This window comes from Brenneria rubrifaciens (assembly GCF_005484945.1).
GTDB lineage: Bacteria > Pseudomonadota > Gammaproteobacteria > Enterobacterales > Enterobacteriaceae > Brenneria > Brenneria rubrifaciens.
Genome location: NZ_CP034035.1, coordinates 1,115,021 through 1,137,055 on the forward strand (window position 1 = coordinate 1,115,021; position 22,035 = coordinate 1,137,055).

At 52.7% G+C, this 22,035-nt stretch carries 24 protein-coding genes and 1 riboswitch; of the genes, 3 read left to right on the forward strand and 21 right to left on the reverse strand.

Annotated elements, in window-relative coordinates; translation table 11 throughout:
* Nucleotides 1–10: 10 nt before the first annotated feature.
* From EH207_RS05200 to EH207_RS05215, 4 genes are read right to left on the reverse strand one after another with little or no spacing between them, the layout of a single operon-like run.
* Nucleotides 11–202 (reverse strand): YpfN family protein, encoded by a 192-nt coding sequence (locus tag EH207_RS05200; protein WP_137713031.1) that lies wholly within the window; start codon nucleotides 200–202, stop codon nucleotides 11–13.
* Nucleotides 203–204: 2 nt separating this feature from the next.
* On the reverse strand, nucleotides 205–879 hold the full coding sequence (locus tag EH207_RS05205; RefSeq protein WP_137713032.1) for a M15 family metallopeptidase: 675 nt from the start codon (nucleotides 877–879) through the stop codon (nucleotides 205–207).
* On the reverse strand, nucleotides 876–2,003 hold the full coding sequence (dapE, locus tag EH207_RS05210) for a succinyl-diaminopimelate desuccinylase (RefSeq protein ID WP_137713033.1): 1,128 nt from the start codon (nucleotides 2,001–2,003) through the stop codon (nucleotides 876–878). Before dapE ends, EH207_RS05205 begins: the two co-directional genes overlap by 4 nt.
* A 1-nt stretch (nucleotide 2,004) precedes the next feature.
* A complete protein-coding gene (locus EH207_RS05215) occupies nucleotides 2,005–2,382 on the reverse strand; it encodes an ArsC family reductase (protein ID WP_137713034.1) in 378 nt (125 codons plus the stop codon).
* A gap of 234 nt (nucleotides 2,383–2,616) precedes the next feature.
* Between EH207_RS05215 and ypfM the strand changes: the two genes are divergently transcribed.
* Nucleotides 2,617–2,676: a protein YpfM gene (gene ypfM / locus EH207_RS18575; RefSeq protein ID WP_137715272.1), complete on the forward strand. Its 60-nt coding sequence runs from the start codon at nucleotides 2,617–2,619 to the stop codon at nucleotides 2,674–2,676.
* A 239-nt stretch (nucleotides 2,677–2,915) separates the two neighbouring features.
* Here the strand turns inward: ypfM and EH207_RS05225 are convergent, their stop codons facing one another.
* From EH207_RS05225 to EH207_RS05235, 3 genes are read right to left on the reverse strand one after another with little or no spacing between them, the layout of a single operon-like run.
* Nucleotides 2,916–3,605, reverse strand: coding sequence for an ABC transporter ATP-binding protein (locus tag EH207_RS05225; protein WP_137713035.1), 690 nt, complete (start codon nucleotides 3,603–3,605; stop codon nucleotides 2,916–2,918).
* 12 nt (nucleotides 3,606–3,617) lie between these two features.
* A complete protein-coding gene (locus tag EH207_RS05230) occupies nucleotides 3,618–5,306 on the reverse strand; it encodes an ABC transporter permease (protein WP_137713036.1) in 1,689 nt (562 codons plus the stop codon).
* A complete protein-coding gene (locus EH207_RS05235; protein ID WP_137715273.1) occupies nucleotides 5,290–6,339 on the reverse strand; it encodes a Fe(3+) ABC transporter substrate-binding protein in 1,050 nt (349 codons plus the stop codon). The genes EH207_RS05230 and EH207_RS05235 overlap by 17 nt, the downstream gene beginning before the upstream one ends.
* A gap of 267 nt (nucleotides 6,340–6,606) precedes the next feature.
* Here EH207_RS05235 and cspE point away from each other — a divergent pair, with 267 nt between their 5' ends.
* Nucleotides 6,607–6,816 carry a transcription antiterminator/RNA stability regulator CspE gene (gene cspE, locus EH207_RS05240; protein WP_137713037.1) on the forward strand — a complete coding sequence of 70 codons (210 nt, stop codon included), beginning with the start codon at nucleotides 6,607–6,609 and terminating at the stop codon, nucleotides 6,814–6,816.
* Nucleotides 6,817–6,975: 159 nt separating this feature from the next.
* On the opposite strand, the gene crcB is transcribed toward cspE, so the two are convergent.
* Entirely contained in the window at nucleotides 6,976–7,359 is a 384-nt protein-coding gene (gene crcB, locus EH207_RS05245; protein ID WP_137713038.1) for a fluoride efflux transporter CrcB, read from the reverse strand.
* 77 nt (nucleotides 7,360–7,436) lie between these two features.
* Nucleotides 7,437–7,496: riboswitch (Fluoride riboswitch) on the reverse strand.
* A 193-nt stretch (nucleotides 7,497–7,689) separates the two neighbouring features.
* Between crcB and tatE the strand changes: the two genes are divergently transcribed.
* Complete coding sequence (gene tatE / locus EH207_RS05250) at nucleotides 7,690–7,896, forward strand: twin-arginine translocase subunit TatE (RefSeq protein ID WP_137713039.1); 207 nt, start codon at nucleotides 7,690–7,692, stop codon at nucleotides 7,894–7,896.
* Nucleotides 7,897–8,004: 108 nt separating this feature from the next.
* Here tatE and lipA read toward each other — a convergent pair whose 3' ends face one another.
* The 13 genes from lipA to leuS form a co-directional block, all read right to left on the reverse strand.
* Nucleotides 8,005–8,970, reverse strand: a complete 966-nt coding sequence (gene lipA / locus EH207_RS05255) for a lipoyl synthase (RefSeq protein ID WP_137713040.1) — start codon at nucleotides 8,968–8,970, stop codon at nucleotides 8,005–8,007.
* A gap of 231 nt (nucleotides 8,971–9,201) precedes the next feature.
* Entirely contained in the window at nucleotides 9,202–9,894 is a 693-nt protein-coding gene (lipB, locus tag EH207_RS05260) for a lipoyl(octanoyl) transferase LipB (protein WP_175413643.1), read from the reverse strand.
* A gap of 102 nt (nucleotides 9,895–9,996) precedes the next feature.
* Nucleotides 9,997–10,260 (reverse strand): DUF493 family protein YbeD, encoded by a 264-nt coding sequence (gene ybeD / locus EH207_RS05265; RefSeq protein ID WP_137713042.1) that lies wholly within the window; start codon nucleotides 10,258–10,260, stop codon nucleotides 9,997–9,999.
* A 111-nt stretch (nucleotides 10,261–10,371) separates the two neighbouring features.
* Nucleotides 10,372–11,583 carry a D-alanyl-D-alanine carboxypeptidase DacA gene (gene dacA / locus EH207_RS05270; protein ID WP_137713043.1) on the reverse strand — a complete coding sequence of 404 codons (1,212 nt, stop codon included), beginning with the start codon at nucleotides 11,581–11,583 and terminating at the stop codon, nucleotides 10,372–10,374.
* Nucleotides 11,584–11,797: 214 nt separating this feature from the next.
* On the reverse strand, nucleotides 11,798–12,865 hold the full coding sequence (rlpA, locus tag EH207_RS05275) for an endolytic peptidoglycan transglycosylase RlpA (protein WP_137713044.1): 1,068 nt from the start codon (nucleotides 12,863–12,865) through the stop codon (nucleotides 11,798–11,800).
* A 13-nt stretch (nucleotides 12,866–12,878) separates the two neighbouring features.
* On the reverse strand, nucleotides 12,879–13,991 hold the full coding sequence (gene mrdB / locus EH207_RS05280; RefSeq protein WP_137713045.1) for a peptidoglycan glycosyltransferase MrdB: 1,113 nt from the start codon (nucleotides 13,989–13,991) through the stop codon (nucleotides 12,879–12,881).
* A 9-nt stretch (nucleotides 13,992–14,000) separates the two neighbouring features.
* Nucleotides 14,001–15,905, reverse strand: a complete 1,905-nt coding sequence (mrdA, locus tag EH207_RS05285; RefSeq protein WP_137713046.1) for a peptidoglycan DD-transpeptidase MrdA — start codon at nucleotides 15,903–15,905, stop codon at nucleotides 14,001–14,003.
* Between the two features lie 35 nt (nucleotides 15,906–15,940).
* Nucleotides 15,941–16,411, reverse strand: a complete 471-nt coding sequence (rlmH, locus tag EH207_RS05290) for a 23S rRNA (pseudouridine(1915)-N(3))-methyltransferase RlmH (protein WP_137713047.1) — start codon at nucleotides 16,409–16,411, stop codon at nucleotides 15,941–15,943.
* A gap of 1 nt (nucleotide 16,412) precedes the next feature.
* Nucleotides 16,413–16,730, reverse strand: coding sequence for a ribosome silencing factor (gene rsfS, locus EH207_RS05295; protein WP_137713048.1), 318 nt, complete (start codon nucleotides 16,728–16,730; stop codon nucleotides 16,413–16,415).
* Between the two features lie 212 nt (nucleotides 16,731–16,942).
* Nucleotides 16,943–17,599: a nicotinate-nucleotide adenylyltransferase gene (nadD, locus tag EH207_RS05300; protein ID WP_137715274.1), complete on the reverse strand. Its 657-nt coding sequence runs from the start codon at nucleotides 17,597–17,599 to the stop codon at nucleotides 16,943–16,945.
* A 127-nt stretch (nucleotides 17,600–17,726) separates the two neighbouring features.
* On the reverse strand, nucleotides 17,727–18,764 hold the full coding sequence (gene holA, locus EH207_RS05305; protein ID WP_137713049.1) for a DNA polymerase III subunit delta: 1,038 nt from the start codon (nucleotides 18,762–18,764) through the stop codon (nucleotides 17,727–17,729).
* Nucleotides 18,761–19,315, reverse strand: coding sequence for an LPS assembly lipoprotein LptE (gene lptE / locus EH207_RS05310; RefSeq protein WP_137713050.1), 555 nt, complete (start codon nucleotides 19,313–19,315; stop codon nucleotides 18,761–18,763). Before lptE ends, holA begins: the two co-directional genes overlap by 4 nt.
* Nucleotides 19,316–19,329: 14 nt before the next feature.
* A complete protein-coding gene (gene leuS, locus EH207_RS05315; RefSeq protein WP_137713051.1) occupies nucleotides 19,330–21,912 on the reverse strand; it encodes a leucine--tRNA ligase in 2,583 nt (860 codons plus the stop codon).
* Nucleotides 21,913–22,035: the final 123 nt, after the last annotated feature.

The following is a 22,035-nucleotide window of genomic DNA, read 5'->3' on the forward strand; positions in this document are numbered from 1 at the left end:
CACTCCGATTTCAGGGTTTTTTCTGCGGCCCGTCATCCTCTTCGTCATCCCATTTATCGTTATTGTCACGATGAGGCGGGAGTTTCGGTTTGTTGAGCAGAAAGCCAGTGTGATCAACATTGCGCAGTTCTTTAATACCGTTGATCAACATACCTATCAGGATAATCAGGATTATCCACCAGTAATCAGCCAGCCATGCCATGATTAAGCTCCATCAACATTATGAATAAAGCGGGTAAACAGATACGGCAGGTGTTCGCATAACCAGTCGGAACCGGCGATATCCTCACCTTGCCAGGCGGAACGAATAATGTCAGACGTAAGCTGCCCTTCCGCATACTGCGCTAATGGATAGTAGCTGATGTGCCAGAGTTCTGCCGCGACGCCGCCGAGATCGTGAGCATAGGGACGATAAAACCCGTACTCGTGCATATGCTGACTCAGCCAGGCATTGAGGGGCGCAAAGTAACCGCCGGCCTCGAATTCCCAGGGTTCCAGCCGCAATTTTTCTCCTTCGGGCAATAACGTCGGATCATAAATATCCAGATCGCTGCCCCAGTGGTGCCGGCTGGCCCCAGGCATGGCAGACCAGCGTAAAATCGCCTGGCAGCGCTCGCCTTCGCTCAGCGTCAGGACGTTTAGTGGCTTGCCATCGTTCCCCAGCACCGGGCGTTCCCCTCTGAATTTTCCATTCCAGATCAAGCGCTGGCGCTCAAAGTCACGAAAGGTACTGGCGGGTTGCAAAGCAAACCCCTGCTGGGCTGCGGCGCGCTGCATCGCCTGAAATGCGAGGATGGTTTCAGGATGCAGACGATGATGGCCACTTAATGTGGTCAGATGCGTGTCGCTTTTACCGGTTAACATGGCATGCGTCATCATGCGATTAATTGCTCCATAACGCGCTGATACATTCGGCTTAACAACTGTAAGTCCGCCGCGCTGACGCATTCGTCCACTTTGTGGATGGTGGCGTTGACCGGGCCGAGTTCGACCACCTGCGCCCCCATGCAGGCGATGAAGCGTCCGTCGGATGTGCCGCCGTTGGTCAGCAACATGGGTGTCACTTCATTGTAATGTTCAACGGCGTTAACCACAGCGTCAATCAGTTCGCCACAGGGCGTCAGAAAGGGCTGACCGGAAAGATACCAATCGATAGTGTAATTCAACTGGTGGCGATCAAACAGTTCGGCAACGCGTTGTTTGATGCGTTCATCCGTCAGTTCCGTACTGAAACGGAAATTGAACTGTACCGATAATTCCCCCGGAATGACGTTATTGCTGCCGGTTCCTGCCTGAATGTTGGCGATTTGCATGCTGGTGGGCGGGAAGAATTCATTTCCCTGATCCCACTCTGTCGCGACCAGTTCATTCAGCGCGGGTATGGCGCGGTGTACCGGATTATCCGCCAGATGCGGGTAGGCGACATGTCCCTGCACGCCCTGAACCTGCAAATTGGCGGTGATGGAACCACGACGGCCGTTTTTTACCACGTCACCCACCACCGCGGTGCTGGAAGGTTCTCCGACCAGACAATAATCCAGCCGCTCGTTACGCGCCATCAGCGCCTCCACCACTTTGACCGTGCCATTAACGCAACTGGCTTCTTCATCCGAGGTGATCAGAAAGGCTAAACGTCCCTGGTGCTCGGGATTGGCGGCAACAAACCGTTCAGCCGCAATCACCATTGCGGCCAGCGACCCTTTCATGTCCGCCGCGCCGCGCCCATATAACATGCCGTCGCGGATGGTGGGTTCAAAAGGAGGGAACTGCCAGCGGCTTTCGTCACCGCTGGGCACCACATCGGTATGTCCGGCAAACGCGAGGGTTTTCCCGGTTCCGCGCCATGCCCAGAAATTCTGCGTATCGCCGAAGTTCATGGGTTCGATGGTGAAACCGTTGGCGTGCAGACGTTCAATCATGAGTGCCTGACAGCCTTCATCATTTGGACTGAGGGAAGGGCGTTTAATCAACTGTTGAGCGAGTTCGATGACCGGACAAGACACGTTATTTGTTCTCCGCAATAAATTTCTCATAGCTATCGGCACTGAAACCAAGCAGCGTTTTCTCATTTTCTGTCACTAACAAAGGGCGCTTGATCACGGCGGGATGTGCGAGCATCAGGGCTTTCGCTGCCGCGGCGCTCTGGTCGGTATGGCTATTGATGAGGTTTCGCTGCTCCTCGCTCAGTTTACGCCATGTTATTCCGCGCGTGTTGATAAGCGGCTGCCAGCCGATCAGATTAATAAAATGTTGCAGGTGTTGTGCGTCCAGTCCGTCTGCTCGATAGTCATGAAAGCGGTAATCGATGTGTTGCTCTTCCAGCCAGCGGCGGGCTTTTTTTATCGTGTCGCAGTTTTTGATGCCGTACATGGTCAGCGTCATATTGGTTAAAGTCCTTTCTGTTTATTGCAATTACATGATGGTCGTTGAGCGGCGCAGCTTGGGGTGGTGAGCCTGACATCGTGATAACCCAGCATGCCGAAAAAAAACGGTGAGATCTACAATGAAGTAAATGGCAGGGATGAGCGACTGTACGCTTTTTATACTTTAAGAAGACTTTTACCTGCTCAAAAAGTGTGCGTATAATGCGCCGCCGTTAATTATTGAGAGGTTCACATGATAGAAGTAGAAGTGGGTCATTGGAAAGATTTTATCGAAGCGATGTTACGTAAATAATTATTAAATGTTATGCCCGCCATTGCAAACCAGGAACCAAGTACGCTGACGAAATAAGGCGGTATTGATTATCGATACCGCCTCATTTTTGTAGAAAATGAGGAAACTTGAGTAAATAAATAAGGCTATTTTATTTTTATATTTAAATCAGTATGTTGAGTTTTTTTCTACTTTGACTTGTGGCTTAAGTCCATTTTAGGTCGGTTTTAGTGTAGAAATGGGGAACAGCTCGCGACGTATTATTCTCCGTGTACCTTTTCCTGTGTCTGAAGATAGCCCTCTTTCAGATAACCAATGTGTGTGGCCATCATCTCGGCTTCCTGCTCGCTGTGTGTAACCAGCAGCGCGGTTTGGCCTGCCGCATGCAAAATATCGCGCACCTCTTGCCCTAGACGTTTGCGGTTGTCGGGGTCGAGGCTGGACAACGGCTCATCCATGAGCAGCACGGCAGGTTCCGGCGCCATCGCCCTGGCCAACGCGATGCGCTGTTGTTGTCCTCCCGATAGCTCATGTGGGTAGCGCTGCGCCAGTTTGTTCAGCTCTATCAGGTCGAGCATCGCCCGGACCCGTGTTTGCTGAACATCTTTCGGCAGTTTTCGCAGGCCGAAGGCGATGTTCTGTGCGGCGGTGAGATGAGGGAATAAAGCATAATCTTGAAAAACCATCCCCACTTTTCTTTTCTCGGGGGGCAGATGAATGCCCGGCCCGGCTACGCAGTTTCCGCCGACATGAATGCCGCCTTGCGATAAATGCTCGAAGCCGGCAATGGTGCGCAATACCGTCGTTTTACCGCAGCCGGAAGCGCCTAGCAGACATGCCAGTTCGCCCGCGGCTATCTTCATGGAAAATCCGTTGAGAACATGATGACAGTGGGGGGGCTGTCCATAAGCTACATACACGTTGTTCAGAAGCAGGGTGGCGTCAGACAAGTTTTGTCTTCCTTATGTTGATGTTTTTAGTTGACTGCGTGCCAGCATGACGACGGGTAACGTCCCTGCCATGACAATTAATAGGGCGGCGATGGCGCCTTCTTCGTAGGTGCCTCTGGCGGCCTCCGCATACAATACGGTGGCGAGCGTTTCAAAATTTACCGGTCGCAGCAGTAGCGTGGCAGGCAGCTCTTTCATCGCGTCAGCAAAAACCAGAAGTGTGCTGGTGGCCAGCGCCGGGCGCAGCAGCGGCAGGTGTACGCGGCGGAATGTCATCAGTTCGCTTTCGCCGAGCAACCGCGACGCCTGCTCCATCACCGGAGGAATGCGGCTTAGTCCCGCATCCAGCGCGCCAATTGCGATAGCCAGAAAACGGATTGAACAACAGACAACCAGAACAATACCGGCAGAGAGCAGCGGGAGCCCCTGATAGCCGAATAGCCCGGCAAGAAATTTGTCCGCGGACATGGCCGGTGTTAATAAGCCAATGGCCAGTACCGTACCGGGGACGGCGTAGCCCAGCGATGAAATTCTCAGTATCGTTCGGCGAAGTTCAAATGCCCGGTTTGTCACGGCTGAATGGCGGGCATACCAGGCAATAATCATACTGATGATTACCACGACCAGGGTGACGCCAACCGCCAACATGAGAGAGTTTTGTAATGACTGGATTAAACCGGCCGATGGCATGACGCCCTCATTCAGCCTTTTCGCGCTTTCCCAGGCTAAAAAAAGCGCGGGTGCGGCAAAGCCAAGCAGAACCGGTAATGCGGTGATGCTGCTAACCAGCCATGCCCGACCGCCTTTTAACATGACGGGCGTGATGCCTCTCATGTGCCTGCTGGCCCCATAACGCTGATGTTTTCTGCCGTAATATTCCAGCGTCAACAGGATGATGACGGCTGTCAGCATGGTACAGGCAATCTGCGCCGCTGCGGGCAAATCGGAACGGGTGACCCAGGTGGTGTAGACCGTAACCGTCAGCGTATTCACGCCAAGAAACTCCGACGCACCGATATCATTGAGCGTTTCCAGCAGCGCCAGGCTAACGCCAACGGCGAGTGCCGGCCTGGCCATGGGAAGCGCGACATGGAAGAAAGCGCCGGTCGCTCCCATACCCAGCGTACGCGCCGCCTCCAGGAGATGAGCGGGCTGACTGATAAACATGGCGCGCATCGTCAGGTAGACGTAGGGATAGAGTACTAAACCTAGCAGCAATATGGCGCCACCCATTGAACGTAAGTCCGGCAGCCGGAATTCACGCGGGCTGGTGTAACCGAGCAGATAGCGAATCACCTCTTGGATGGGGCCGATTGGATGAAGCAGGTCAAGCCAGGCAAACGCCACAATGTAAGTCGGCATCGCCAGCGGTAGCAGTAATGCCCAACTGAGCAATTGTCTGCCGGGAAAGTGAAAGGCGGTGACAAGCCAGGCGCAGCCAGTACCGATGGCAATCACCATTACCGCAACGCCGCTGAGCAGCATCACGGTATTAAACGTGGCATCGGGTAGAACATAGCTCATCAGGTGTTCCCAATGACCCAATCCAGCGCCCGCTGCCAACCAAAGTAGTGAAATCAGTGGGATGAGGACACCCAGAGCAATAACGATGGCCGCTATTCGGAGTGGAGAAAACAGGACGCGCGGCCGTCTGAATATGCCGCGCGTATCTGAAAAGCTTGCTTTATTGATCGAATCCAACTTTATCTACCAACTTGCTGGCCTGATTACGGTATTTAACAATTTCGGTTAGTGGGATCTTATCAACATTCAGCTCGCCAATGGTGTCGCCAATGATGGGATCAAGCGTTACGCCTTTGCGGACGGGATATTCATAATTAGCCTTCGCGTACAACTGCTGTGCGGGAGCGGAAACCAGGTATTCCAACAGTTTTACGGCCTGATCTTTATGAGGCGCGTAACGTGCCACAGATGCGCCGCTGATATTGACATGTGTTCCGCCATCGGCAAATTCGGGTTTGATGACTTTAATGGCGTCACCCCATTTACGGGCATCGCTTCCTTCTTTGGCATTTTTCATGTGGCCCACATAGTAGGAGTTCGCCAGTCCGATGTCACAGATACCACCGAGAATATCGCGTGCGACATCACGATCGCCGCCGGTGGCTTTTCTGGCAAGATTGGTTTTGACGCCGCGTAACCAGGTTTCGGTTTGCGCTTCACCATGATGAGCAATCATGGCGGCGATAAGGGCGGTGTTATAGGGGTGTTGACCGGCGCGCAAACAGACTTTCCCTTTCCATTTGGGGTCGGCAAGGTCTTCATAAGTAAAGCTGGTCAGCGGTAATGCTTTTTCTGCGTAAAGTACTCTGGCACGCATGGAAAGACTAAACCACTGATTATCTTTATCCCTGAGATTGGCCGGGATCACCTCGTTCAAGGTGGAGGATTGTACGGGCTGGGTGACGCCTGCTTCCACCAGATCGATAAGATTACCCGCGTCAACGGTCATCAGGAGGTCGGCTGGGGAGTTCTGACCTTCCGCTTTTACTCTCTCTAACATTCCGTCTTTGATGAAAACCGTATCAACTTTCACACCGGTATCTTTAGTGAATGCTTCAAGGAGTGGCTGAATTAACCCCGGCTCTCGTGTGGTATAGAGGGTTAGCGACTCCGCTGCGGAAGCGGGAAGGACGTATGCCGCGAAGAGCGATGATGCCAGAGTCAGCAGGCGTAATCTTTGGCGGAGTGATGCAGAGCGTGTGTTTGACATGTTGTTATATATTCCAAAATTGAAGGGGAAAAAGTTAAAAGGGTCGAAAAGTGCGTAGTAAGTATGTTTTTGAAGGTGATTAATACTATACATGATAATTAAAATTGTTATCAATTGCATTGGTAAATTCATCAGCCTCCCCCTCAGCACCATTTTTAGTAATTTTTATCACTTTTTATCCATCTTCAACTGGACAAATAGGCGATCTATTGCTGTACTGTACCTGACACAGATTTTGTGTCTTTCATTCATGTAAAGGTAAGTTTGATGTCTAAGATTAAAGGTAGCGTTAAGTGGTTTAATGAGTCCAAAGGGTTCGGTTTCATTACTCCTGAAGATGGTAGCAAAGACGTTTTCGTACATTTCTCTGCTATTCAGAGCAATGGTTTCAAAACGCTGGCCGAAGGGCAGCGTGTAGAGTTCGAAATCACCAACGGTGCGAAAGGTCCATCAGCTGCTAACGTTATGCCTATTTAATTACTCCGATTTCTAGAAAAACCCGCCTTCAGGCGGGTTTTTTTTATGGCGGCCATCCTCAATCTCAATCCCTGTCTCCCGCGTTTCGTCCGCCCTCAGCGGCGTTAAGTAAACATTGCATCCGGCGTTTCTGTCCTGAAATTACCCAGCGATTACGCGTTACTGGGTTGCTATCCAGGTGACCAGAGTAAAGGCTAGCGCGGTCATTAAGAGTGACCCGGCCAGATTCAGCAATACATGCAGGCCTGCCGCCGCCAGATGGCCGCTTTGCAAAAACATCACCACTTCCGCTGAAAAAGTTGAGAAGGTAGTTAAGCCTCCACATAGCCCCGTGGTAATGAGTGTCTTCCAATGCGGGTCGAGGCCGGGATGACGCAAAAAATAAGCCAGGGCCCCGCCGATAACGAAAGCCCCAATCAGATTGGCTAACAGTGTGCCGAAAGGCAGCGCAGGGTATACGCCATTGAATTTTATCCCCAATTGCCAGCGGGCGACGCTTCCAAGTCCGCCACCAAGAAATACAACGAGCAGAGTACTGAACATAGGCACCTGTATTTTTTCAACGATTAAAGATGAGCCCGGAGAGCGTCGTGCAGAATGCTACATTCCTCTTCGGGGAATAATACGTAGACATCGTCAGCCGAAGGCGGTGATGGAGGAATTTCATCTCCGTTTGGCAAAGAAAGCTTACGCGCTCTTGGGGCGTTTTTGTAGTTTCACCCACCTTACGGTTGTAAGTCGGTTTGAAAGAGGCGGAAAGAGCGTCTTAATTTGTTACAGATGGCGATTGTGTTGCGAATTGGAAGGTTTTACATAGAAAAACATTACCCGTCCGCTGGGTTTCTCCGGCATTTGTAATCAGGTAGGTAGAATATGGAAGGTATCAGTATTGCCAAGCTATTAGTCATTGGCGCATTGATCGTTTTGCTGTTCGGCACAAGTAAGTTGCGCAGTCTGGGGGGCGATCTGGGCGCTGCTATTAAGGGGTTCAAGAAAGCGATGAATGACGATCGGCCGTTAGACAGTAGGGTTGCTGACGATACGGAGACGTCGAACGAGACTTCTCATAAAGAATCTTAATCTGGCGGAACAAAATCAAACGGACGGCATCGCCGTCCGTTTGCCAGTACCCATATGAAATATGTAACTAAATATAAGCGCCTGACGAACGATTTTATTACAGGCGGTTTATTTCACCTCAATTCCTTTTGCCTGTAGGTCGGCATGGTAAGAAGAGCGAACAAACGGACCACAGGCTGCATGGGTAAAGCCCATTGCCATGGCTTCAGCTTTCATTTCGTCGAACTCTTCAGGGCTGACATAGCGCTTTACTGGTAAATGGTGACGGCTGGGTTGTAGATATTGGCCCAACGTCAGCATGGTCACGCCGTGACGACGCAGGTCACGCATGACGTCAACAATCTCGGCGTTGGTTTCACCCAGACCCACCATTAAACCGGATTTGGTTGGAATCGTCGGATGCGCGTTCTTGAAATTTTCCAACAGTTTTAAAGACCACTCGTAGTTTGCGCCGGGGCGCACCTGACGGTAAATACGCGGTACGTTTTCCAGATTGTGGTTAAACACATCTGGCGGCGTGGCGGTCAGAATATCCAGTGCACGATCCATACGGCCGCGGAAATCTGGCACCAGCGTTTCGATACGAATGCTGGGGTTCTTGCGGCGGATTGCGCCGATGCAATCGGCAAAGTGCTGGGCGCCGCCGTCACGCAGGTCATCGCGGTCAACCGATGTAATAACCACGTAGCGCAATCCCATATCATGAATGGTCTGCGCCAGTTTTTCCGGCTCGTTGGCGTCGGGGGCGACGGGGCGACCGTGGGCGACGTCACAAAACGGGCAGCGGCGCGTACAAATAGCGCCCAGAATCATGAACGTCGCCGTGCCGTGGTTAAAACATTCAGCCAGATTGGGGCAGGACGCCTCTTCGCAAACCGAGTGCAGCCCATTTTTACGCATTGCGGCTTTGATGCCCTGAATACGGCTTGAATCAGCGGGAAGTTTAATCTTCATCCATTCAGGTTTGCGCAAAATTTCCTGTCGCTCGGTCACAACAGTACGCACCGGGATTAGCGCCATTTTGTCGGCATCGCGGTATTTTATGCCGCGCTCGATCTGAATCGGTTTACTCATGTTTGCGTAAGTTCCAGTTCTGAATCGTTTCTTCGAATTTTTTATTTAAACTCAAAGGATTATATGTTCGTTAAAAAATTTTTAAAAAACTCTAAAAATTATAGCATCTTGCTTGACCACAATCAGCCTTTGAGCAGGCAAAAAAGGAATTATGTAAAAAAAATGTGATTAACCGTCAGGCACATCCGAACCATTGCTAGCCGTAAAATCATGACAACGGACTCTCAGTCTTCAATTGCTCACTGCGGGCTGCGGCTCGCCCTGGGTTGCCATATTCCAGTGAATAAGTTCGTGCTCAGCGTAATTCAGCCGTTGCAGGAACATTTTCACAAGAACCGGCGCGGTATCGTCAAGCGTTACGCCGGGGGCCAGTTCGCTGATCTGGGTCATTTGCATACCGGCATAGCCACAGGGGTTGATACGCAGAAATGGCGACAGGTCCATTGCGACGTTCAGCGCCAGTCCATGAAAAGAGCACCCTCTGCGGATACGCAGCCCCAGCGAGCAGATTTTGCGTTCATCAACATACACCCCTGGCGCGTCGGCGCGGGCGTATGCATCAATGTGAAAATGGCCCAGCGTATCGACGACTGTATTTTCTATCACTGTCACCAGTTGGCGTACGCCCAACTTGCGCCGCTTCAGATCAATCAGAACATACATAATCTGCTGGCCTGGACCATGATAGGTCACCTGTCCGCCTCTGTCGCTTTGTACGACGGGAATGTCTCCGGGGGTGAGAACGTGTTCCGCTTTTCCCGCTTGCCCTTGAGTGAATACCGGCGCGTGTTGGACCAGCCAGACTTCGTCCAGCGTGTCGTCGTCGCGCAGATCGGTGAACTTATGCATCGCCAGCGAGACGGGTTGGTATGGCTGTACGTCGAATTGGCGTACGATGATCTTATCCTGTAGCAAGTGTGTCATCTTCAGGTTAAGGAAAGAATGGGGGAGATTATAACGGCGGGAAACGCACTAAGCACGTTTTCCCGCAAGGTTAGCGCAGAGAGGGCGAAGGATGGAAACGGATCACAGCACCATCCGCACAATTTCAATGTTGCCGAGTTCTTCATACAGCATTTCCACCTGCTCAATATGCGTTGCCGTAATGGTGATGGAAACAGAATGGTAGTTCTCTTTGCTGCTGGGCTTGACCTGTGGCATGTAGTCGCCGGGCGCATGACGCTGCACCACTTCAACCACCTGATCGACCAGCTCCGGCTTTGCCAATCCCATCACCTTGTAGGTGAAAGGGCACGGAAACTCAAGCAGTTCGTCTAATTTGGTTTTCATCTACGCTCCAGAGTGTATTACGATCATATAAATTGTCACTCACGCCCGCTAAGTGCGGGCGTGAGTGACAACAATATATATTGGGGATAATTTGTCCCCTTGCAAGCGGGATTAACCGAACCAGTGATGGAACATCAGTTTGATGTAGTCAATTATACGGTTGAAAATGCCGCCTTCCTTCACTTCGTTCATGACGACTAGGGGACGCTGGTCGATGGTTTTGCCATCCAGTTGGAAATTGATTGAACCAACGACCTGATTTTGGGTGAGCGGCGCATGCAGTTCCGAATTGTCCAGCACGTAGCTTGCTTTCAGATCTTTCAGTCGGCCACGCGGAATGGTCAGATAAACATCTTTTTCCACGCCCAGCGCAACACGGTCGCTGTCACCAAACCAGACGGGTTCTGATGCGAACTCTTTGCCGTTTTTCAGCGGCTCGACGGTTTCAAAGAAACGGAAGCCCCAGGTCAGCAGTTTCTTGCTTTCAGCTTCACGGCCTTTGAAGGTGCGTCCGCCCATAACGGTTGAGATCAGCCGCATTTGGCCTTCGGTTGCAGAGGCGACCAGATTATAGCCTGCGGATGCAGTGTGGCCGGTTTTTATCCCGTCCACGTTCAGACTGGTATCCCACAACAGCCCATTGCGGTTGGTCTGGCGAATATTGTTGAAGGTGAACTCTTTCTCTTTGTAGGTAGCGTATTCTTCCGGTACATCCCGGATGAGCGCCTGACCGATCAACGCCATATCGCGCGCAGAGCTGAACTGGCCCGGCGCATCAAGGCCGTGTACGGTTTCAAAATGCGTATTTTGCAGGCCAAGCGCGTTCACGTAGCCATTCATCAAATTAACGAAGGCGTCCTGGCTGCCGGCAACATAATCGGCCATGGCAACGCAGGCGTCGTTACCCGATTGCAGGATAATACCGCGATTCAACTGGGAAACCGGAACGCGATCGCCGGGTTTTAAAAACATCAGTGAAGAGCCCTGGAAAACCGGGTTACCGGTTGCCCAGGCGTCTTTACCGATAGTGACGATGTCGTTCGGGGTGATTTTCCCCGATTTTATCGCCTGACCGATAACATAACTGGTCATCATTTTGGTCAGGCTGGCCGGTTCGCGGCGTGCGTCGGCGTTCATTTCCGCCAGCACTTTTCCAGAGTTGTAATCAATCAGGATATATGATTCTGCATCAATTTGCGGAACGCCGGGGATCATTGTTTTCATATTGAAATCATCGGCATAAGCAAAAGAAGATGCACTAATGGCGAGCAAAGCGCCAAGCGCGGTACGTTTAGTAAAACGAGACGTGTTTACAGTATTCATGATTGGAACAACAACATCCGTGGGTATAAGTTAAAAAACGAGCCACACTATAGCAGATGAGAAATAGGCAGGCACCAGACATTACGTTACAGGGTATGCGACTTTGCGAAAGGGGCGGAAGGTATTCCCCCTTTCGCACGTGATTATCGACGGTGGCGATGCCTTTTTCCCCCTTATTCCGGGTGCCGTCGCCAATCTGATGACCGGCGCCCTACTAAAATGCAATGGGTGCGGCAGTGATAAATGATTGCTGCTGCGCTTCAGTTGACAAACGTTGTTGAAGTTCAGCCGCTTGCTGGCGACTTTGAAATGGCCCCAGTTGAATGCGGTAAAGCCCGCCGTGGGCCATCACTTTCCCCGTTACCTTGAAACGTTCGTTCAGGCTGCGCAGCCAGGTTTGCGCGCGTTGTTGATCGCTGAGCGCGCCGACCTGAACGATATAGCCGCCCGGCGCACCAGACGACGTGGCGGCGACTGCGGGCGCCCCGGACTCGGACGGAGACGTCGTTGTGGTTTCGATAACGCCGGCAGGCACGGCGGAAGGGGCACCCAGTAGACCACCGGAATCTGAGGGTGTGCTGCTTTGCGGCATCGGCCTGTTCGCCGGGGTTGCCGCGACGCTATTGCTGATGGGGCGTGCCGTTGGGGACATCGTACTTTCCATCATTGGCGTGCCTTGTTCGCTGGCACCGAAGCTGGGTCGTTCAGGGAGTGCAAAACTTTGTTTGGCGACGCTGGTTCCCATCGTTCCCGGGCCGGACTGTGTACCGTCAGGCGCAACGTTGATAAAATCGACCTTGACCCTGGTGTTGTTGGAGATATTCAACCGATCACCGGCAGCTTTGGAAAGGTCAATGATTCTTCCCGGCGTATAGGGGCCGCGATCGTTGACTCTGACAACCAGACGGCGGCCGTTGCTCAGGTTGGTGACACGGACGTAACTGGGTAGCGGCAGGGTTGGATGCGCAGCAGTTAACGCATTTGGATCAAACACCTCGCCAATAGCCGTCCGATTGCCGCTGGCTTCTTCGCCATACCAGGTAGCCAGGCCGGTTTCGCTGAAGTTTTGCGGGTTTCTGACGATCTTATACGTCTTGCCTTTGAGACTGTAGTCCTGAAGGGTGCCCTGATTATAGGGTTCATAACGGGGTTCAACGCCGCCAATCTCTTCTACGGGGCCGCTGTATGCGGTTGCAACGGGTTGCGCCGGTTGCTGTTCCGTAACGGTACAAGCGGAGAGCACCACACTCACGGCGCTAATCCAAAACCAGTCCTTACGCATTGCTCACCTCGTTTTATAAGTTTTTGGATAGCATCTTGCGGTGAGTATGTATCGACATCACGATACCAAATCCCGCCATCAGAACGATGAGTGCCGATCCTCCGTAACTGACCAGGGGTAAGGGCACGCCTACAACCGGCAGGATACCGCTGACCATCCCGATATTGACGAAAACGTAAACAAACAAAATCAACATCAGACCGCCGACCATAACCCGGCCGAATGAGGTCTGCGCTTTAGCGGCGATAACCAGTCCGCGCATAATGACAAACAGGTACATGGCGAGCAAAATCAATACGCCGATCAAGCCCAGTTCTTCCGCCAGTATCGCAAAGATAAAGTCAGTATGCCGTTCCGGCAAGAATTCCAACTGGGATTGCGTGCCGTGTAGCCAACCTTTGCCGGACAGACCGCCGGAGCCAATCGCGATCTTCGACTGAATTATATGATAGCCTGCGCCGAGCGGATCGCTTTCAGGATCGAGTAACATCATGACGCGGGATCGCTGGTAGTCATGCATCAGGAAGAACCACAGTATGGGGATAAATGCCGCCAACAGTAAAAAAGCGACGCCAATCAGACGCCAGCTCATACCTGCCAGAAAGAGCACAAACAGCCCGGATGCGGCGATCAGGATGGACGTGCCGAGATCCGGCTGTGCGGCAACCAGCAGGGTCGGCATGAAAATCAGCACCAGTGCGATGCCGGTGTTCTTGAGCGAAGGCGGACACATATCGCGGTTGATAAACCGGGCCACCATCAGCGGAACCGCAATTTTTGCGATTTCCGACGGTTGGAAACGCACAAAGCCCAGGTCCAGCCAGCGCTGAGCGCCTTTACTGATTTGCCCGAAGATGTCGACCATCATCAGCAGAATAACGCAGACCACATAAAGATAGGGAGCCCACCCTTCATAAACTCGTGGCGGAATCTGCGCCATGACGATCATGACAATCAATCCCAACACAATCTGCGCGGCTTTGCGCTCCATCATGCCCACATCTTGCCCGCTGGCGCTCCACATGACGAACAGGCTGTAACCCAGCAATGCCAGGATGCCGATCAGGAAGGGGAAATCGATATGGATTTTCGTCCAAATCGTGCCTTTTTGTTGGCTATCGGTCATGAGTCTCTGTTACTCGCTCTCGCTGCCCGGCGGCGCGGGAGGCGCGCTCGGTAATTCAGTATTGTTATCACCCAGCAGAATGTGGTCAAGGATCTGCCGGGTAATGGTACCCACCGTGGGACCTGCGCCACCGTTTTCCAGGATAATCGAGATCGCGACCTTGGGGTCACTGTAAGGCGCGAAGGCGACCATCAGTTTATGGTCCCGCAAGTGTGCCGAAATTTTTTGCGCATTGTAAGTTTCGTTCTCTTTCAAACCAAAAACCTGGGCGGTACCGGATTTCGCGGCAATTTTGTAGGGCGCATCGTCAAAACTCTTGCGGGCGGTGCCGTTGGGTCGATTTGCGACGCCATACATACCGTCTTTGGCGACTTCCCAGAAACCAGAGTGAATTTCGCCAATCTGTAGCTGCTCAGTCTGGGTGAAAGGCAAGGTCGTGCCGTTTTCGCGGCTACTGTAGAGCAGGTGTGGCGTTTTGACCCGCCCATCATTGATCAGCGTGATCAGCGCCTTGTTCATCTGTATCGGCGTTGCCGTCCAATAACCCTGCCCGATCCCTACCGGGATGGTGTCGCCCTGATACCAGGGTTTTTTGAAACGCCGTAGCTTCCATTCGCGCGTCGGCATATTGCCTGAGCTTTCTTCGGAGATATCGATGCCGGTTTTTTCACCATAGCCAAATTTGGTCATCCACTCGGCCAGACGATCGATGCCCATGTCATAGGCAACCTGGTAGAAATACGTATCCGCGGACTCTTCCAGTGCTTTGGTCAGATTAAGACGACCGTGTCCCCATTTTTTCCAATCGCGAAAGCGTTTTTCTGAACCCGGTAGCTGCCACCAGCCGGGATCGAACAGGGTTGTGTTGATGTTTATCACTCCGGCGGTCAAAGCGGAAACCGCAATATAGGGTTTTACCGTTGAAGCGGGAGGATATACCCCCTGCGTCGCCCGATTGATCAACGGGCGATTGGGATCGTTGCGTAACTGATTATAGTCTTTGCTGGAGATACCATCGACAAACAGATTGGGATCGTAGCTGGGCGTAGAAACCATCGCCAGAATGCCCCCGTCGCGCGGATCGGTGACGATCACGGCGCCGCGGCTGCCTTCAAGCAGCTTCTCGATATATATTTGCAGGCTGAGATCCAGTGTCAGGTAGATATCTCTTCCCGCCTGCGGCGGCTGTTCGTGCAACTGGCGGATCACGCGCCCACGATTGTTGACCTCGACTTCTTCGTAGCCAGGTTTGCCGTGAAGTAAATCCTCGTAATGGCGTTCGATTCCGAGTTTGCCAATATCATGCGTCGCCGCGTAATCCGCGATTTTTTCTTCTTTATTCAGTCGCTCAACATCTTTGTCATTGATTTTTGAAACGTAGCCGATGACGTGCGTCAGCGCGGAGCCATAGGGGTAGTAGCGACGCTGATAGCCTTTGACTTCAACGCCGGGGAATCGGTATTGGTTAACGGCAAAACGGGCGACCTGCACATCGCTTAACGCCGTTTTGACCGGAATTGAGGTAAAACGGCGCGAACGCTTACGCTCTTTTTCAAAGCTTTCCAGCTCATCATTGGTCAGATCAATAATGGGTTTTAACGCATCCAGCGTGGCCTGTAAGTTTTCCACTTTTTCCGGCACCAGTTCCAACTGGTAAATGGTCCGGTTCAACGCCAGCGGTATGCCATTGCGATCGTAGATAATGCCGCGGCTGGGGGCGATAGGAACCAGCTTGATGCGGTTTTCATTGGAGCGGGTACGATAGTCATCGACACGTAAAACTTGGAGATGATAAAGATTGGCGATCAATACGCCGGAGAGCAGTAAAATACCTAAAAACGCCACTAAAGCGCGTCGCACGAACAGGGCGGACTCAGCCGTATAATCACGAAAGGGTTTACGTTCTATTTTCATCCAGTGGTTTATTTCGCGTGTTTCATCGTATCGCCTTACTCCCGATGGTAAGGGTGATTAGTGGTAATGCTCCAGGCTCGGTACAGACTTTCCGCGACCAGCACCCGAACCAATGGATGAGGCAACGTCAGCGGCGAGAGCGACCAGCTTTGTTCGGCGGCGGTTTTACACTCTGGCGCCAACCCTTCCGGGCCGCCGATCAGCAGGCTGACGTCACGTCCGTCTTGTTTCCAACGCTCCAGTTGTTGCGCTAGCTGAGGCGTTTCCCAGGGCGTGCCGGGAATATCCAATGTCACGATACGATTACCTTTGCCAGCGGCGGCCAGCATCTGCTCGCCCTCTCGTTCAAGAATACGCTTGATATCGGCATTTTTGCCCCGTTTACCCGCAGGAATCTCGATAAACTCGAACGGCATATCCCTGGGGAAACGGCGCAGGTAATCCATAAAACCGGTTTGCACCCAGTCGGGCATTTTGGTGCCGACGGCAACCAGTTGCAGTCTCATGCTAGCCCCACAGTTTTTCCAGTTCGTACAACTGGCGGCTTTCTGCTTGCATCACATGCACAATGACCTCGCCCAGATCGACAACGACCCAGTCGGACACATTCTCGCCTTCCATACCGAATGGAATCACCCCGGCGGCTCGTGAAGACTGAACCACATGGTCGGCAATAGAGGCGACGTGGCGAGTGGATGTTCCGGTACAGATGATCATGTAGTCAGTGATGCTGGATTTGCCCTGTACATTCAAGGCCACGATATTCTGACCTTTTAAATCGTCTATCTTATCAATTACGAACTCTTGGAGTGCTTGACCTTGCAAAGGTTCCCCCTGGGTTGCCGACATCCGATGTTGATAATTGGCGGACGTCTTTTAGCGCTGATATAGCCTGGAAAGACCCTGTCAAGCTGCCTTATTGCAAAGCGTTGTCGGGTTTTCCCTGTGATTGAACTAGCGGCGGAGTATACCACGCACCACTGTCGAGTGGTATAAAGCCGGGCGGCGACCGAAAGCCAATCCCACAAAAATAGCGGTTATCGGTATAGTCCGTGTTCATCGATATAACGAAGTACGGCGGGAGGCAGCCAATCGTGACAATTCAGACCTGCCTGACGCCGCTGGCGTATCTCCGTTGCTGAAATACTAACCAATGGCGTATCGGCTAAAAAGATCAGTCCGTGCGTTTGCTGATGCAGCGACTGCGGATCTTGTGTGAGGTGAGCTTCCAGCCAATGTTGCAGCTCAGGCGTAGTCAGCGTTGCTTTATAGCCAGGGCGTGCGCAGACCAGCAGGTGGCAGACGTTGAGAATATCCTGCCAGCGGTGCCATTGATGCAACGCCAGTAGCGAGTCCTGCCCAATAATAAACGCCAGCGATGTGTTCGATCCTTTCTCTGCGCGCAAAATTTCGAGCGTATCAATGGTGTATGACGGTTTCTGACGTTGTAATTCACGGTCATCCACGGTCAATAGCGCGTTGTCTTCCGCCGCCAGTTGTGCCATACGCAGCCGTTGCTGCGGGCTGGCCTCTGGCTGTTGCCGATGGGGTGGAACATTATTGGGAAGGAGAATGATCTGGTTTAATCCGACGATTTTCGCCAGCGCAGTCACGGGTTTCAGGTGCCCGTAGTGAATGGGATCGAAAGTGCCGCCGAAAAAGGCAGTCAGTGGTGCGTGTCCCGTTTGCTTCATCACATCGGGCGGCGGCGATTTTATCAAATCAGATGGCGTGGCCAAACGGGTTAACCTCTGGGGGTATGGTGGTTATACATGAAGAATCGGGATAACGGATCGGTACGCGTATCCCCGGTAAACAGAATTACACTAACGGCGATAGCAGACTTTCCGGCAAGCTTTTGCCGCATAATATCATGGCGAGCGTTTCCAGCTCAGCCCATACAGACTGACCATAGTTCTGCTTCAATGTAATTTCCAGTTGCGTCAGCAAACGGATTGCCTGCTGCAACTGTTGCAGCGTCAATCGCTGTAGTGCCTGCGTCATGCGATCCCGGCGGTTCTGCCAGATTTTATGCTGGTCGAATAGGCTACGTAACGGCGTTTTGGTCATTTGCCGTTTCAATGTCAGCAGCAAAAGCAGCTCGCGCTGTAGAGTCCGCAGCAGAATAACGGGCTCGCAGTCTTCCTGACGGAGCTGCTGCAAGATGTGCAGGGCGCGCTTGCCTTTACCCGCCAGTAAAGCGTCCAGCCAGTGGAATGGGGTAAAATGAGCGGCGTCGCTGACTGCTTCTTCAATGCGGGGTAGCGTGAGTTTCCCATCCGGGTAAAGCAGAGCCAGGCGTTCCAGCGCCTGCGATAGCGCAAGCAGATTGCCCTCGTAGCAGTAACAAATCAACTGGCTTGCCGGTTCATCCAGTTCCAGCTTCATGGATTTGGCCCGCAGAGCGACCCAGCGGGGCAGTTGCGCCTGTTCTGGCGTCAGGCAGTTAACGTACACGCTATTTTTCGATAATGCTTTAAACCAGGCGCTGTTTTCCTGAGCTTTGGTCAGCTTATTGCCGCGCAGCATCAGTAAAATATCCGGGTGCAGCAATTCGGACAGTTTGACCAGATTTTCAGCCATTGCGGTATTCGGCCCATTTTCCGGCAGGTTCAGTAACAGCGTCTGGCGTGATGCGAACAGGCTAAGCGCCTGACAGGTAGTGAAAATGGCATCCCAGTCGGTGTGAATATCCAGTGAAAAGCTGAAATGCTCGCTGAATGCCTGTTGCTGGGCGGTGCGCCGGATACTATCCAGACTCTCTTGCACGAGAAGCGGGTCAGTACCGAAAATCAGATAACAGGCGCGCAACCCCTCGTGGAGTTGCGCGGCGAGTTGTTCCGGGTAGAGGCGAATCATGAACGATGGGAAGAAAGGGTGGCGGAAGCAGGCTGCTGCCCGTTTTCGACTTCCTGAGCGCTGTTGACAGTCAGTAATTTACGCACCAGTTGTCGGGCGGCCTGCGTACGCATTTCCTGACGAATAATATCCTGCTCGGCATCTTTTGCCAATGCAGTCAATGGGTTATCAAAGAAGGTGCGGAACACCGTCACATTGAGCGGATAAATGTCCTCGCCCGGCATCAGTACCTGTGCACGTAACGTCAGCACCATCTGATATTCCGCCGTTTTCCCGTCCTGGAAAATGGAAACGGTGTCTTTCGTCTCAGAGAAACTCAGTAAACGCAGGGAAGGGATATCCTGCCGTGTCGCATCGTCGACGATTTTCACGTCGCTTAAGCGTAACTCTTCACGTACCGAACGCGTCACTGGCCCATAGGGGTCGCTGCTGTCCAGTACCAGAGTTTGTAACTGCGCGGGTACTTGTGTCGTACCGCGCAGATGAAAACCGCAGCCGGCGGTGATTAACACCGTCAGCCCCAGCAACAACATGAATAGACGATGTCGCACAGTTCCTCCTTGCCTTAACCCACAACCAGGTTAAGCAGTTTGCCAGGGACATAAATCACTTTACGTACAGTGACGCCGTTCAGGTATTTCGCTACCAGAGGTTCCTGCGCAGCACGTTCACGAACCTGCTCTTCACTGGCGTCAGCCGCAACGGTGACTTTACCACGAACTTTACCGTTCACCTGAACGACGACCAGTTTTGAGTCTTCTACCATTGCATTTTCTTCTGCCACCGGCCACGGCGCCGTATCAATATCGCCCTCACCCTGCAATGCGCGCCACAGTACAAAGCAGACATGCGGTGTGAACGGGTACAGCATGCGCACAACGGCCAGCAACGTTTCTTGCGTCAGTGCGCGATCCTGATCGCTATCCTGTGGTGCCTTAGCGAGTTTGTTCATCAGTTCCATGATAGCGGCGATCGCGGTATTGAAGGTCTGCCGACGGCCGATATCATCCGTCACTTTGGCAATGGTTTTATGCAGATCGCGGCGCAACGATTTCTGATCGTCCGTCAGGGTAGCGATGTCCAGCGGCTGAGTCGCGCCTTTCTCCGTATGATCGAACGCCTGTTTCCAGACGCGTTTGAGGAAACGGTTAGCCCCCTCAACGCCGGATTCCTGCCATTCCAGCGTCATTTCGGCCGGTGAAGCGAACATCATAAACAGGCGCACCGTATCCGCACCGTATTTTTCAACCATGACCTGGGGGTCGATACCGTTGTTCTTGGACTTCGACATTTTGCTCATGCCGGCGTAAACCACGTCGCGTCCTTCATTATCGGTCGACTTAATGATGCGGCCTTTTTCATCGCGCTCAATGGTGACATCCAGGGGGGGAACCCAGATGCGCTCACCGTTAGTACCCAGGTAATAGAACGCATCCGCCAGTACCATGCCTTGACACAACAGACGTTTGGCCGGTTCGTCGGATGTTACCAGACCGGCATCGCGCAGAAGCTTGTGGAAGAAGCGGAAATACATCAGGTGCATGATGGCATGTTCAATCCCGCCGACATACTGGTCGACCGGCAACCAATAGTTAGCCGCCGCCGGCTCCAGCATACCCTGATCGTACTGCGGACAGGTGTAGCGCGCATAATACCAGGAGGACTCCATAAACGTGTCGAAGGTGTCGGTTTCACGCAGCGCGGGCTGACCATTCACTGTTGTTTTGGCCCACTCAGGGTTGGATTTGAGCGGGCTGGTAATACCGTCCATGACCACGTCTTCCGGCAGCACGACCGGCAGTTGATCCTCCGGCGTGGGGATAACGGTGCCATCTTCCAACGTCACCATCGGAATAGGGGCGCCCCAGTAACGCTGACGGGAAACGCCCCAATCGCGTAAACGGTAGTTGACCTTCCGCTCGCCGACTCCCAGTGAAACCAGCTTGTCGGCAACGGCGTTAAAGGCAGCCTCAAAATCCAGACCGTCAAATTCCCCTGAGTTGAACAAACGGCCTTTTTCCGTCATCGCTTGCGAGGACAGATCCGGTTCGCTACCGTCGCTGTTCAGAATGACCGGTTTTATTGACAGGTCATATTTGTTGGCGAATTCCCAGTCGCGCTGGTCGTGACCCGGCACGGCCATCACCGCGCCTGTACCGTAATCCATCAGAACAAAATTTGCGGCCCAGATCGCGACTTTTTCTCCGTTGAGCGGATGGATGGCATACAGGCCAGTGGCCATGCCTTTCTTCTCCATCGTCGCCATGTCCGCTTCCGCCACTTTGGTGTTGCGGCATTCGGCAATGAAATCAGCCAGCTCAGGATTGTTTGCAGCGGCTTGCTGCGCCAGAGGATGACTGGCGGCAACGGCAACGTACGTCACGCCCATGAATGTATCGGGACGCGTCGTATAGACGCTTAATTTCTCCTGACTATCCGCGATGGCAAAGGTGATTTCCACGCCTTCGGAGCGTCCAATCCAGTTACGCTGCATGGTTTTGACCTGCTCAGGCCAACTTTCCAGCGTATCCAGATCATTCAGCAATTGGTCGGCATAGTCGGTGATTTTGATGAACCATTGCGGGATCGCTTTGCGTTCGACTTTGGTGTCGCAGCGCCAGCAGCAACCGTCAATGACCTGCTCATTTGCGAGAACGGTCTGATCGTTCGGGCACCAGTTCACGGCGGAAGTCTTCTTATAAACCAGACCTTTTTCATACAGTTTGGTGAAGAACCATTGTTCCCAACGGTAATAGTCTGGCTTGCAGGTGGCGACTTCACGATCCCAGTCGTAGCCAAAGCCCAGCGATTTCAACTGGTTTTTCATGTACTCGATATTGGCGTAAGTCCACGGTGCGGGCGCGGTATTATTTTTAACGGCGGCGCCTTCGGCTGGCAAACCGAATGCATCCCAGCCAATGGGTTGCAAGACGTTTTTACCCAGCATACGTTGATAGCGGGAAATGACGTCGCCAATCGTGTAGTTGCGGACGTGTCCCATGTGAAGACGGCCAGAAGGATAGGGCAGCATAGAAAGGCAGTAGTACTTTTCCTTGCCGGGCTCTTCGGTCACTTTAAATGTCTGCTTCTCTTGCCAGTGAAGCTGGACGTGCGCTTCTATCTCTTCTGGGCGGTATTGCTCTTGCATGGCTGCCGGGGGTCCTATTGAGTGAAGAATAGCTACGCCAGTAGCGTGCTCTGATTCATAACGAAAGATCCGCATAGCATAGCTGATAAGCGACTGGGGCAACAACACCCTGTATTCGACTGG